Source organism: Streptomyces sp. NPDC048270 (assembly GCF_040652335.1).
Classification (GTDB): Bacteria; Actinomycetota; Actinomycetes; order Streptomycetales; family Streptomycetaceae; genus Streptomyces.
Genome location: NZ_JBEZLV010000013.1, coordinates 131310 through 144151, shown reverse-complemented (window position 1 = coordinate 144151; position 12842 = coordinate 131310). Strand labels below are relative to the sequence as shown.

General features: G+C 73.4%; 13 protein-coding genes. 7 read left to right on the top strand and 6 right to left on the bottom strand.

Annotated elements, in window-relative coordinates:
* Window positions 1-70: 70 nt before the first annotated feature.
* On the bottom strand, window positions 71-1507 hold the full coding sequence (locus tag AB0D66_RS14675; protein ID WP_362301938.1) for an Ig-like domain-containing protein: 1437 nt from the start codon (window positions 1505-1507) through the stop codon (window positions 71-73).
* Window positions 1508-1677: 170 nt separating this feature from the next.
* Between AB0D66_RS14675 and AB0D66_RS14670 the strand changes: the two genes are divergently transcribed.
* Window positions 1678-2184: a GNAT family N-acetyltransferase gene (locus AB0D66_RS14670; protein ID WP_362301936.1), complete on the top strand. Its 507-nt coding sequence runs from the start codon at window positions 1678-1680 to the stop codon at window positions 2182-2184.
* A gap of 12 nt (window positions 2185-2196) precedes the next feature.
* Here AB0D66_RS14670 and AB0D66_RS14665 read toward each other — a convergent pair whose 3' ends face one another.
* Window positions 2197-2703 carry a GNAT family N-acetyltransferase gene (locus AB0D66_RS14665; protein ID WP_362301933.1) on the bottom strand — a complete coding sequence of 169 codons (507 nt, stop codon included), beginning with the start codon at window positions 2701-2703 and terminating at the stop codon, window positions 2197-2199.
* 274 nt (window positions 2704-2977) lie between these two features.
* Between AB0D66_RS14665 and AB0D66_RS14660 the strand changes: the two genes are divergently transcribed.
* From AB0D66_RS14660 to AB0D66_RS14635, 6 genes are all read left to right on the top strand, one after another.
* Entirely contained in the window at window positions 2978-4444 is a 1467-nt protein-coding gene (locus AB0D66_RS14660) for an ankyrin repeat domain-containing protein (RefSeq protein ID WP_362301930.1), read from the top strand.
* 51 nt (window positions 4445-4495) lie between these two features.
* A complete protein-coding gene (locus tag AB0D66_RS14655) occupies window positions 4496-4873 on the top strand; it encodes a VOC family protein (protein WP_362301927.1) in 378 nt (125 codons plus the stop codon).
* Window positions 4874-4961: 88 nt separating this feature from the next.
* Complete coding sequence (locus AB0D66_RS14650; RefSeq protein ID WP_362301924.1) at window positions 4962-5498, top strand: SigE family RNA polymerase sigma factor; 537 nt, start codon at window positions 4962-4964, stop codon at window positions 5496-5498.
* Window positions 5491-5874, top strand: coding sequence for a hypothetical protein (locus tag AB0D66_RS14645; protein ID WP_362301921.1), 384 nt, complete (start codon window positions 5491-5493; stop codon window positions 5872-5874). Before AB0D66_RS14650 ends, AB0D66_RS14645 begins: the two co-directional genes overlap by 8 nt.
* Window positions 5875-6018: 144 nt before the next feature.
* Window positions 6019-7245, top strand: coding sequence for a mannosyltransferase family protein (locus AB0D66_RS14640; protein ID WP_362301917.1), 1227 nt, complete (start codon window positions 6019-6021; stop codon window positions 7243-7245).
* Window positions 7246-7278: 33 nt separating this feature from the next.
* Window positions 7279-8022 carry a tyrosine-protein phosphatase gene (locus tag AB0D66_RS14635; RefSeq protein WP_362301915.1) on the top strand — a complete coding sequence of 248 codons (744 nt, stop codon included), beginning with the start codon at window positions 7279-7281 and terminating at the stop codon, window positions 8020-8022.
* 126 nt (window positions 8023-8148) lie between these two features.
* On the opposite strand, the gene AB0D66_RS14630 is transcribed toward AB0D66_RS14635, so the two are convergent.
* The 4 genes from AB0D66_RS14630 to AB0D66_RS14615 all read right to left on the bottom strand — a co-directional run bounded on the left by AB0D66_RS14630 (window position 8149) and on the right by AB0D66_RS14615 (window position 12583).
* Window positions 8149-9126: a hydroxyacid dehydrogenase gene (locus tag AB0D66_RS14630; protein ID WP_362302021.1), complete on the bottom strand. Its 978-nt coding sequence runs from the start codon at window positions 9124-9126 to the stop codon at window positions 8149-8151.
* 74 nt (window positions 9127-9200) lie between these two features.
* Window positions 9201-10133 (bottom strand): carbohydrate ABC transporter permease, encoded by a 933-nt coding sequence (locus AB0D66_RS14625; RefSeq protein WP_362301912.1) that lies wholly within the window; start codon window positions 10131-10133, stop codon window positions 9201-9203.
* A complete protein-coding gene (locus AB0D66_RS14620) occupies window positions 10130-10945 on the bottom strand; it encodes a sugar ABC transporter permease (protein ID WP_362302017.1) in 816 nt (271 codons plus the stop codon). The genes AB0D66_RS14625 and AB0D66_RS14620 overlap by 4 nt, the downstream gene beginning before the upstream one ends.
* Window positions 10946-11263: 318 nt before the next feature.
* A complete protein-coding gene (locus AB0D66_RS14615; protein WP_362301909.1) occupies window positions 11264-12583 on the bottom strand; it encodes an extracellular solute-binding protein in 1320 nt (439 codons plus the stop codon).
* Window positions 12584-12842: the final 259 nt, after the last annotated feature.

Here is a 12842-nt window from a genome sequence, read left to right as displayed (position 1 = left end):
CCCACCCCGTCCCGACCGACCCGCCGCGACCATGATGCCAACGGACGCGGCCCGGTGTCGGCGATTCGGATCAGGTGGTGGGATGCAGGCGGGCCGGTGCGAGCGGCGCGGCGCCGTGCCGGCGCGCGTCGGCGGCGGCCAGGGCGCTGCCGGCCAGCCAGCTGCCCCAGTCCACGTTCCAGTCGCCGAAGCCGTTGTCGAAGGGGGCCATCATCTCGCCGCCGCTGTTGACCACTTCGACGATGTCCCCTTCGCGCACCGTCTCGAAGAACCAGGCGGCGTCCTCGGTGCTCATCCCCGTGCAGCCGTGGCTGACGTTCGCCTCGCCCTGCGCCTCGACCGACCAGGGCGCGGCGTGGATGTACTCCCCGCTCCAGGTCACCCGGGTCGCGTAGCGCACGGGCAGGTCGTAGAACTCCGCGGTGCCGCGCTTGATGCCGACGGTGTCGCCCCGCATGCGGACCTTGGACTCCTTGCGGAGCACGACCTTGATGCCGGCGCGCGTCCTGAACCCGGGCTTTCCGGTGGTGACCGGGATGGTCCTGATGACCCGTCCGTTGCGGCGTACGGTCATCTCGTGGGCGGCGGAGTCGGTGACGGCCTCGATCCGGTCCCCGACGGTGAACTCCAGCGGCTCCGAGGGGCCGCCGTGGCCGAGGTCCCCGAGCTCCACCCCGTCGAGGCCGCTGCGCACCCGGACCACGGTGTGGGCGGGCCAGTAGGTGCGCGGCCGGTAGTGCAGCGTGGACGGGCCGACCCAGTGCCAGGCGCCCTCGACCTGGGGTTCCGAGGTCACCTGCAGGGCCTGTTCGACCCGTTCGCGGGCCAGTGGGTCGTCGGCGGGCACCGGGCGGCTGAGGTCGGCGGTGACGATCTCCCCGGCGCCGTAGGTCCCCGGGCGGGGCCCGAACTCGGCCGTCAGCCGGCCCCCGTCGGCGGGCGGGGCGGTCCGGAAGGCCATGGTCACGCCGACCGGGGTGCCGGCCGCGTCCTGGGCGCCGACCTGCACGGTGTACGTCTCGCCCGCCCGGAGCGGCTCGGTGTTGAGCCAGTGCCCGCTGTCGGGGCCGAGCTCTCCGGCCAGGTGGCGGCCGTGGCCGTCGGTCACGGTGACGTCGGTGAGTCGTCCCGGTTCGGCGAGGGCGATCTCCAGCGGGGCGCCGGCGTCCGTGGGCAGCCCGTCCGCGCGGGCGCCGTGGGAGGGGTCGCCGAGGGCCGGCATCCGCAGGACGGTGCCGTTGCCGCGGGCGGTGGCCCGGACCCGCTCCTCCCGCCAGCCGCCGCACAGTCCGGGCCGCGAGGTGTGGACCGAGCAGCGGCCGACGCCCGTCCGCCCGCCGTCGTCCACCGCCCGGCCGACCAGCAGGGTGACGGCCGCCTCCGCCGCCGCGCGCCCGGCCGGGTGCTCCGCGGCGTCCGCGTCGGACGCCCGGCCCGGCGCCGCCGCGGCCACCAGCATGGCTCCCGTCACGGCGGCCACCACGCCCCACGCCTTGGTCAGTTGCATTCGTTGCCCTCCCAGATCGCACACGGCCGGATGGCAGTATCAAAACGATGGGGAGCCAAAATGATGATCATGAACTCGGCTCTGCGGCCGAACGGGCGCCCCAAGTGAACTCGTACGGAGCACACGCCCGGCCGTTGGCCGTCGCGATCGGGGGTGCGTAGCATCCGGGCATGTCCGCCTTCCCACGGCTCCAGCGCCTGCGCGACGACCACGCCCCGGCCCTGCTCGCCTTCGAGCGGGAGAACCGGGCCTACTTCGCCGCGTCGGTTCCCGACCGCGGCGACCTCTACTTCGTGCGCTTCGGCGAACGGCACGCCGCCCTGCTGGCCGAGCAGGCCGCCGGGCTGCACCACTTCCACGTGCTGGTGGGCGAGGGGGGCGAGGTGCTCGGACGGTTCAACCTGGTCGACGTGGCGGACGGTTCGGCCGAGCTGGGGTACCGGATGGCCGAGCGGGCCGCGGGCCGGGGCCTGGCCACGGCCGCCGTCGGCGAGGTCTGCGCCCTGGCGGCCGCGGAGTACGGCCTGACCTCCCTGCGGGCCGTCACCACGCTCGACAACGCCGGCTCGCGGGCGGTCCTGGAGCGTGCGGGTTTCACGCCCGCCGGCGAGATCGAGGTGGACGGCCGCCCGGGCCTGCGCTTCGTGCGGGCCCTCGGCGCCGCGTCGCACGGATAGGGCCCCGGGCGGTCAGAGGGTCCGGCGCATGCAGGTCCGGGGCCACAGGTCCAGGCCGTGCCGCGCCTCCCGTGCGCGGATCTCCCGCAGGCCCGGTGTGAGGGCCGCGTCGTCGAGCGGGAGGAAGCCGCAGCGCGCGTAGTACGGGGCGTTCCAGGGGACCTCGGTGAACGTGGTGAGGGTCAGTGCGGGCGCCCCCTCGCGGCGGGCGAACGCGGCCAGGTGGTCCAGGAGCGACCGGCCGATGCGGCGGTGCGCGCTGTCGGGGTGCACCGACACCTGCTCGACGTGGAGGTTGCCGTCGACGCGGTCGGCGATCAGATACGCGACCGGGGCGCCGGTCGGACCCGCGGCGACCCAGGCCAGACCGGCCCGCTGGTAGCCGGCGAGTTCGCCGACCGGCAGCGGTTCGTCGTCGGCGATCTCCGGCATGCCGATGTCCCGGAAGCACAGCCCGGCCGCCCGCTCGATGTCCTGGAGCAGGGGCAGTTCGTCCGGGCGTGCCGCTCGTATGCGCATGGGGGCATTGTCGGGTAGGGGCCGCGCGGTGCCACCTGGTTTACCGGCGGTCGGGGAGCTGGTCGACGCGGACCGTGGTGAGGTCCTCGTCGAAGCCCTGCTCGGCGAGGGGCCGGAGTGGTGGGCGGCGGGCCGTCGTTATGATCACCGGCGGCAGGGCCGTAGCGCAGAGGTCGTCGCACCTGGCTTGCTCAGCCGGAGGACGTCGGTTCGAATCCGACCGGCCCCGCCACCCGTTCCCCGCCTCCCCTCCCGCCCCGAAAGGTGCTGACTCGTGAGCAGAGAACCGCTGGTGGGCGGGCTCCCCGTCGAGGAGGTCGCCGTGTGGCACCGGGTACGGCGCTTCGCCGTACCCCGCTGGATGATCGAGGATGCGACCGGGGCCCGGCTCGCCGGCGACTGGCGCGGGGCCTGCGCGGCCGCGGCCGTGGACGTGGCGCTCGACCCGGCACGGATCGGGGCCTCGCACGGCGGCGCCGTACGGTCCGCGGTCGAGGCCGACCTCGCGCACCTGGCTCCCGACCTGCTCCGCTGGCACCTGCCCCGGGCGCTCGCGAGCGGCACGATGCTGATGGGGGGACGCACGGTCGTCCTCGCCCGCCACGGCGGCCGCCGGCGCGGCTTCCGGGCGAAGGCGCCGGCGTCCTGCCTGGTCGTCCGCACCCCCGCGGGGGACGCCCCGCAGCGGCTGGTGCTGGACTTCGTGGCCGCCGACGACCCCGGCCTGCGGCGCGAGTACCTCGTCGACGACTGGACCGCGGCCCGCCACTTCTGGGACGCCCGGCACGCTCCCGGGCTCCGCGCCTGGTGCGGGGGCGACGCGGAGCGGCTTCCCTTCTTCCGCGCGGACGGCACCCCGCTCGGCCCCCGGGAGCTGCCCGACACCGATCCCGGATCCGCCGACCCGGTCGCCCGGGAAGAGTGGATCGCCGTCCTCCAGGCCCGCGGGGACACGGTGGCCGCCTTCGCGGCCGCGGGGGTGGAGGTCGACCTGGCCACCTGGTCGGGCCCCTCGCACTGGGGGCCGGCGCAACCGGAGGTCGTCGTCACGAAGCTGCCCCTGGAGCTGCCCCGGATCGTGCGGGAGGTACGGCGCCTGCTCGCGGCGGGCGACGCCCCCCGGTTCCGGATACCGGGTGCCTACCGCGGCGACTTCCTGCTGGAGCCGGCCGGCCCGGGAGCGCACGCCGCCCTGCGCGCCCATGTCGGCGCGCCGTACGCGAGCACGGGCGCGACCGCGCTCCCGGACATCGTGTGGCGCCGGCTGCCCGACCTCCAGCTGGTCCGGACCGGCCGCCTCACCCCGGAGGAGCTCCATCCGCTGGTGGCGGCCGCGCTCTTCCCGGCCTCGGGCCCCGGCTGCGGTCCGCCCGGCCCGCCCGCCGTCCTGGAACCGGTACGGGTCCGGTGCGGCGGCGCCTGGCACCTGGTCGGCTTCCGCGACGGGGAGCTGCGCATCCCGCACAGCGCACGGGAGCAGCAGCGCGAGCAGGCCCTCATGGCCTTCGGCGGCGCGGTCTCCGGCTGCTTCGCCGTGCGGCAGGCGTGGGCCACGGGGCGGGGGCGGCTGCCGCGCGCCCTGCGGCCGCTGCGGCGGGAGGTCTTCGAGCGCGCGCGGCACGGCGACGCCCCGGGGGTCGCCGCCCTGCTGGCCGCCGGGCTGGATCCCGCCGTCCGGGACACCGAGACCGGCCGCTCCCTCGCGCAGGCGCTGGGCCGCTTCGCCCCCGAGGCAGGCTGAAGCCGCCGGGAGGAGACTGGGAGGGGGGCCGACGCGGCGACGGGAGCGGTCATGTTCCAGGACAGCAAGGCGTTCAGCGGCTTCTCGGTGGACGACATCGGGAAGGCCAAGGAGTTCTACGGCGGGACGCTCGGCGTACGGGTCTCGGAGGAGAACGGCATGCTCGCCCTGCACCTCGGGGGCGGCGGCACCGTGCTGGTGTACCCCAAGGACGACCACCGGCCGGCGGAGTTCACCGTCCTCAACTTCCCGGTGGACGACGTCGACGAGACCGTGGACGCGCTGACGGCGCTCGGGGTGGCCTTCGAGCGCTATCCCGGCTTCGACTCCGACGACAAGGGCATCGTCAGGGGCCAGGGCGAGGGCATGCCGACGATCGCCTGGTTCAAGGACCCGGCGGGCAACGTCCTGTCCGTGCTCACCGAATAGGGCGCCGCGGGGGTGCGGCACGGGGGTGTGACGGCACTCACACGATTTCCTGCCGATCCGTGTCGACCGGATGCTGTGCGGCGGGCGTATGCCCGGTGAGAGGGACACATGGATTCGGGAGCGATTTTTGACCGTCGAGGAGTTCGAACAGTTCTACGCACAGGCGGCGGGACGGCTGACGGGCCAGTTGTACGTGATGCTCGGCGACCACCATGAGGCGCAGGACGTGGTGCAGGAGGCCTTCGTCCGGGGCTGGGGCAGACGCCGTCAGCTGGACCGCGACGGCCGGCCCGAGGCATGGATCCGCACCGTCGCCTGGCGGCTCGCGGTGAGCCGGTGGCGCGTGCGCCGGCGCAGCGCCGAGGCCTGGCAGCGCACGGCCCCGGCGGGCCATGTGGAGGGGCCGGGGCCGGAGGCGGTCGCCCTCGTCGACGCGCTGCGGCAGCTCCCGCTCAAGCAGCGCCGGACCATGGCGCTGCACTACGTGTGCGACCTGACGGTCGAGCAGATCGCCGCCGAGACCTCCCTGTCCGCGAGCACGGTCAAGACCCACCTGTCCCGGGGGCGGACCGCCCTCTCCCGCCATCTGCAGGACCCCCGCATTGAGGAGGCACCCGATGCATGACGCCCAGGATCCGCTGCGGTCCCTGTTCCGGGAAGCGGCCTCGGCGGGGCGGAGCGGTGCCGTCCTCCCTCCCGTCTCCGTCATCGCCCGGCGCGGCGAGCAGGTCCGGCGGCGCCGGATCGTCTCCGTCGCGGCCGCCTGCCTCCTGGTCCTCGGCGGCAGCAGCGCCGCCGTGGCCGCGCTGCTGCCGCACGACCCGGGTCCCACCCTCCCGGCGACCACTCCCTCTCCCCGGCCGCCGTCCCCCTCGGCCACGTCTCCGGACTCCCCGCCCACGCCGGTGAGGACCTCGACGTCCCCCGGTCCCCCGCCGGCCACGGCCACCTCGCAGCCGGACACGTCCACCACGCCCACTTCGCGCCGCCCGCCTCAGTAGCCCCGCCGCACTAGCCCGCCTCAGTAGCCCCGCCTCAGTAACCCCGCCCCAGGAGACCTTCCCCCTTCCGCGTTCCCCCGGACACCGGCCCTTGGACCACGGCCGGCGGTTCCGCACGCCTTCAGCCGAGCAGGAGATCCCGACATGTCCGTTTCCGCCCCGCCCCGGCCGTCCGCACCGGCCCCTCACCGGCCCCCCGCGCACCGCCCTGTGCTCGCGTGGCGCCCGGTGCTCGCGTGGCGCCCGGGCCGTGCGGACCTCGAGGTGCTGTGGCTCTACCTGCTGACCCGCATCGGCCTGTGGACCACCGCGGGCGCCGTCCGCTGGCTGTTCCCCTCCGACAGCCAGGCCCGGGAGCCCGCCTCGTTCCTGTCCCCCTGGCAGCAGTGGGACTGGCAGCACTACCTCCACATAGCCAGGGACGGCTACTTCCCCGGCCAGGCGGGGCCCTGGACGGCCGGCTGGGACAACCGGGAGGCCTTCCTCCCCGGTTTCCCCCTCACCCTGCGCGCCGTCCACACGGTGGTCCCCGACTGGGCCGCGGCCGGAGCGCTGATCTCGTTCGCCGCGGGCGGGGTCGCCGTCCTGGCACTGGCGCGCATCGCCCGCCACCACCTCCCCCACCCGGACGCGGGGCGCCGTACGGTGCTGTTCCTCCTGCTCTCGCCGTGCGCCGTGTTCCTCGCCGCCGGCTACACCGAGGCCCTGTTCCTGGCCCTGGCCCTGCCCGCCTGGCTGGCCGCCCAGCGCCGGAACTGGCCGGTCGCCGCGGTCCTGGCCGCGCTGGCCTGCTCCGTACGCGTCACCGGGCTCTTCCTCGCGGCCGCGCTGGTCCTGCACTTCGTACGGACCGCCGCCCGGGACCGGCGGGCCTGGCGCGCGGCGCCCTGGCTGCTGCTGCCCGCCCTCTCCCCCGCCCTGTTCAGCTGGTACCTGCAGGCGCGCACCGGGGACTGGATGGCCTGGAAGCACGCCCAGGAACGCGGCTGGTACCGGGACTTCCACACGCCGTGGGAAGCCTGGTCCCACACCTGGGAGGCGGCGTTCCACCACCTCCACCCCACCGGGTACGCCCTGATGTGGCAGGCGGAACTCCTGGCCATGCTGGCCGGGTTGGCCCTCCTGATCGTGCTCGTGCTGCGCCGCCGCTGGCCCGAGGCTCTGTACATCGGCCTCACCCTGTGGGCGCTGGGCACCTCCTACTGGTACACGTCGGTGCCCCGTTCCACCCTGCTGTGGTGGCCGCTCTGGATCGGCCTGGCCTCCTGGAGCCTGCGCCGCCCCCAGGTGCTGACCGCGTACCTGTGCGTCGCGGCCCCGCTGGCCACCGTCGTCGCCATCACCTTCCTCACCGGGCGGTGGGCGGGCTGAAGCCGCCCGCCCGGCCCGGCATAGAGTGCCGCCGTGGACAGACACGTATCCTTCGGACGGCTGCACAACTTCCGCGACCTGGGCGGCTATCGGGCCGCGGACGGCCTGGCGGTGCGCTGGAACCGGCTGTACCGGTCCGACTCCCTGGGCAAGCTGCGGGGCGGGGACTGGGAGCGGTTCCTGGAGCTCGGCGTGGGGGCGGTCATCGACCTGCGCTACTCCTGGGAGATCGACGCGAAGGGCCGGGTGCCCGAGCACCCGTCCTTCGCCTACCACCACCTCAGCATCGAGCACCGCCCCTACGACCAGGCGGCCCTCGGCCCCGGCGTCGATACCGGCCCCTACCTCGCCGAGCGCTACCTGGAGGTCGCCCACGACGGCGTCGGCGAACTGGGCTCCGCCCTGCGGGTGATCGCCGCCGCGGAGGGCCCGGTCGCCTTCCACTGCGCGTCCGGCAAGGACCGCACCGGCCTGCTGGCTGCGGTGGTCCTGGCCCTGCTCGGGGTGTCCGAGGAGGTCATCGTCGAGGACTTCGCCCTCACCGGGCTCGCGACCGGCCGGCTGCTCGCGGACTGGCGGGCGGAGCACCCCGGCCGGGAGCCCGCCTGGCCGGGGTACGGGCAGGCTCCCGCCGAGGTGATGCGCCTGTTCCTCGACGCCCTGTCCCGCGAGCACGGGTCCGTACGGGCCTACGCGACGGACCTGTTGGGCGCGGACGACGCCCTGGTCGCGGCCCTGCGCGCGCGCCTGCTCGAACCCGCCCGGCAGGACGCGTGAGGCGGACCCGCCCGGCCGCGCCTCCTCGCCGGCCCGGCGGGTGAAGCCGCAACCGCCCCCGACCGCGCCGCGCGCGGCTTCGCCGCCGAGACTCGGGATCAGGCCGGCGGAGCCGAGCCTGCCGGGTCATGCCGAGCGCAGCAGCTCGTCCGGGCCGACTCCGTGCGCGAAGGGAAGGCCCTGTGCGTAGCGTTCCACCTCGTCGATCGCCCAATGCGCCATACGCGTCAGCTCGTTGCCGAGCGAGCCCGCGATGTGCGGGGTGAGGAGGACGTTGGGCAGGGTGAAGAGGGGCGAGCCGGCGGGCGGCTCCTCGGGGTCGGTGACGTCGATGACGGCGTGGATGCGGCCGGTCCGCAGCTCGGCGACGAGGGCGTCGGTGTCGACGAGGGAGCCCCGGGCGGTGTTGACGAGAGTGGCGCCGTCGGCGAGCCGTCCGAGCATCTCCGCGTCGAACATGTGCCGCGTCTCGGGGAGTTGGGGTGCGTGGATGGAGACCACGTGGCTCTGCGAGACGAGTTCGGCGAGCGGGAGGGGACGTACCCCGAGCGCTGCGGCCTCCGCCGGGTCCACGTACGGGTCGTACAGGAGCACGTCGAGGTCGAAGGGGCGCAGCAGCTCGATGACGCGGCGGCCGATGCGGGAGGCGCCGACGATGCCCACGGTGCGCCGGTAGTTGCCGTGCCCGGCGAAGTACGGCAGGAGTTCGTACGCGCTCTGTTCTTGGCGGTAGCGCCGGGCGCTCTCCAGGACCCGCTTGTTCGCGAAGAGGATGGCGGCGAGGGTGAACTCGGCGACGGGCTGGGCGTTGGCCCCCGCGGCGGAGGAGACGGTGATGCCCCGCTCCCAGACGGCCGGGGTGATGTGGTGCTTGACGGACCCGGCGGCGTGCACGACGGCCTCGAGCGCGGGCAGCCGGCGCAGCGCGTCCTCGTCGAGGACCGGGGAGCCCCAGTGGGTGAAGAGGACCTCGGTGCGGGCGAGCAGCTGCGGGTCGGCGGCCCGGTAGTCGGTGACGAGCAGGCCGGGGTCGGTGTCGGCGATGCGGGGCAGCCGCTCGAGCGCGGCGGCCCCGAGGAGGGTGCGGTGGATGGCGGCGCCCATGGCGAGCACGGTGCGCGGGGGTGCGGCCGCGGCGGGCCGGCCCGGTCGCTGTACGGGTGCGGTGGTGGTCACGGTCACTTCACCGCGCCCGCGGTCAGGCCCGAGCGCCAGAAGCGCTGGAGGCAGACGAAGGCCACGGCGAGCGGCAGGACGGAGACCAGGGAGCCGGTGATGAGCAGGGCGTACTGATCGGGGTACTGGCTCAGGGTGGCGTTCCAGTTGAACAGGCCCAGTCCCACCGGGTAGAGCTCGTGGTCGTTGAGCATGACCAGCGGCAGGAAGAAGCTGTTCCAGCTGCCGGTGAAGGAGAAGAGGAAGACGGTGACGAAGGCGGGGGCGAGCATCGGCAGGGCGACGGAGCCGAAGATGCGCAGTTCCCCGGCGCCGTCCATGCGCGCGGCCTCCAGGGTCTCGCCGGGGACGTAGCCCTCGGCGAAGATCCGGGAGAGGTAGACGCCGAAGGGGCTGACCAGGCCGGGGATCAGGATCGCCCAGTAGCTGTTGACGATCCCGACCTTGGAGGCGAGCAGGTACATGGGCAGGGAGATGACGGTGGCGGGGACCAGCAGGCCGAGGAGGATGAAGCCGTACAGCTTCTCCTTGCCCCGGAAGTCGTACTTGTCGAAGGCGTAGCCGGCGCCGATGCTCAGGATGGTCGAGGCGAGGGACCCGAGGACGGAGTAGACGAAGCTGTTGAGCAGCCAGCGCCCGAAGATGCCGTCGTTGTACGCGATGAGGTCGCCCAGGTTGGCGAACAGGTTGAAGTCCCCGAGGGTGAAGCCGGGCTTGCCGAAGAGGTCCGCGTTGTTCTTGGTCGCGGCGAACAGCAGCCAGGTGAGCGGCATCAGGGTGTAGAGGGCGATCAGCACGAGGAGGCCGTTGACCGCGGCCTTCGAGGCGAGGATCCGGCCGCCGGTGCGCGGGCGGCGGGGCGGGTGCGGGGGGCGGCGGCGCGGGGGGCCGTCGGGCGCGGGGGGCGTGGTCTTGTCCAGGGTGAGGGTGCTCATGCTTCCTTCCACCGGTTTCCGAGCCTGGTGACGACAAAGGACAGCAGGGCGCCGAGCAGGGCCAGGATGAGCGAGGCCGCGGCGGCGATCCCGTAGTCGTGCTTGGAGAAGGCGGCCTGGTAGATGAACATCGTCGGGGACCACTCGGCCGACAGGCCGGTGGCGTCGTAGCGGAAGGTCTCCGGCTCGGTGAACAGCTGGATGGCGCCGATGCAGGTGAAGAGGGTGGTGAGGACCACCGAGGAGCGGATCATGGGGAGTTTGACGGACAGGGCGGTGCGGACGGCACCGGAGCCGTCGACGATCGCTGCCTCCAGGGTCTCGCGCGGGATCGCCTGCAGGGCCGCGTAGAAGATCACCATGTTGTAGCCGATCCACTGCCAGGCGGTGGTGTTGGCCATCGAGAACAGGATGGCGTCGTCGCCGAAGAAGTCGACCCGGGCGCCGGCCCAGTCGAGGAACTGGTGGATGGGGCTGAGGCCAGGGGTGTAGAGGAACACCCAGATGATGGCGGCGATCAGTGCGGGCACCGCGTGCGGCAGGAAGGCGGCGAGCTGGAAGAACCGCTTGGCGCGGGCCAGGGTCGAGTCGATGAGCAGGGCGAGGACCAGGGCCCCGCCGATCATGACGGGGATGTAGACCGCGCAGTACGCGGCGATGTGCAGGAAGCCCCTCTGCAGGGCGGGGGCGGTCAGCGCCCGGACGTAGTTGTCGATGCCGCTGAAGAAGGTCTGCGTACCGCCGAATCCGAGGCCGGAGGACTGCTCTCGGAAGAGGCTGAGGTAGGCCGCGTACCCGATGGGCACGACCATGACGGCGAGGAAGAGCAGGACGAACGGTCCGATGAGCAAGGTGGCGGCGGTGCGTTGACCGCGTCGGCTGCGGCTGCCTGGGCGCCGCGTACTGCTGGGGGCGAGCGGTGCTGTCACCGGGGCACCTCCGGGGCCGGGGGAAGGAAGGACGGGGTAAGGACGGACGGGGACGGACGGACGGGGACGGACGGGCGGCGCGGGGCGGGGACGGACGGCGAGCGGGCGGGCCGGGGGTGCGGAGCGGGGGCCGGGAGTGCCGAGCGGGGGCCGGGGCCCGGCGGCGCGCGGTGCGGGCGCGGGCCGGGCCCGGCCGCGCCGCTACTTCGCGAGCTTCAGACCGCGGTCGTTGATCAGCTTCTCGGCCGTGGCCTGAGCCGTGTCGAAGGCGGGGGCGAAGTCGCCGCCCCGGGCCTTGGCGAGGGCGGAGGCGAGTTCGACCGCGGTCGCGTTGTGGACCGGGCTCCAGATCCAGCCGGTGGCGATGTTCGGGACCTGCTCGGCGGCGGCGGCGTAGATGTCCTGGCCGCCGTAGAACGTGGTGTCGAAGGAGGCCTTGGCCGTCTCGCGCAGCGCCGCGTCGGCGGGCAGGGCACTGGAGGTGCCCAGGCTCAGCCGGGCCTTGACGGCCTCCGGGCTGGTGGTGGCCCACTTGATGAACTCGGCGGCCGCCTCCGCCTTCTTGCTGTCCTTGATGACGGCGAAGGAGGAGCCGCCCACCATGCCGATCTTGCCGTCACCCCAGCTCGGCAGCGCGACGGAGGCCCACTTGCCCTCCTGCTTGGCCTGCTCGGTCTTCAGACTGCCCGCGCTCCAGGAGGCACCGAGCCGGGTGTACACCTTGTTCTCGGCGGCCGCCTTGGTCGACTCCGGGCTCCACGCCTTGTGGTTGAAGACCAGGTCGTTCTTGACGAGGTCGCCCCAGTACGCGGCGACCTTCTTGGTGGCGGCGTCGTTGATGCTCACCTTCCACGCCTCGCCCTCGGTGCCGTACCACTTGGCACCGGCCTGCTGGGCCAGGCCCGCCCAGGTCGCCGCCTCGTCGCCCCAGAACGAGGTGATGCGCGCCTCGGGGTCGGCCTTCTTGACCTCCTCGGCGGCGGTTCTGAACTCCGCCCAGGTCTTGGGCACGGTGATCTTGTGCTGTTCGAAGAGGTCCTTGCGGTAGTAGAGCATCTGCGGGCCCACGTCGAAGGGTGCGGCCCACTGCTTGCCGCCGAGGGTGACGAGGGCCTGCACCTGCTCCGGCTGCTTCTTGACGGTGGGTCCGAGGAGCTTGGAGGAGTCGGCGAGCAGTCCCTGGGTGACGAGGTCGGGGATGGCCTGGTACTCGATGTTCATGACGTCGGGGCCGTTTCCGGCCTTCACGCCGGCGGCGAGCTTGTCGTAGCCGCCGGACTGGCCCGCGGGCACCTCGGCGAACTTCACCTTGATGGTGTCGTGGCTCGCGTTGAAGGCCTCGGCCGTCTGCTTCGTGCCCGGCATCCAGGACCAGTAGGTGATCTCCACGGGCTGGGCGGCGGTGCCGCCCGCGGCCTTGTCGGAACCGTCGCCGTCACCGCAGGCGGTGGCCAGAAGCCCCAGGGCGGTGAGGGTCGCGGTGGCGGCGGCTATGCGGAACGAACGTGAAGTGCGCGACATGGCACGGCTCCTACGGGGGCCTCGTACGGAAGGAGTGGAGTGAACGGGCACCATCGTTTGTCCGAAACCGATCACAGTCAAGGGTGAACGCACATAACAATCGAGTAGGCAGGGCGATTTCGCGAGATATCGATCGAGACGTTCAATACGTTCACCTCAAAGCGCGACGGGCGGCTTCAAGCCAGTCCTTGAGCTGCACCTGACAATTCAAGGTCCCTGTGCGACTCTCCGTGACGCACTCCCGCACGCACTCCCGCGG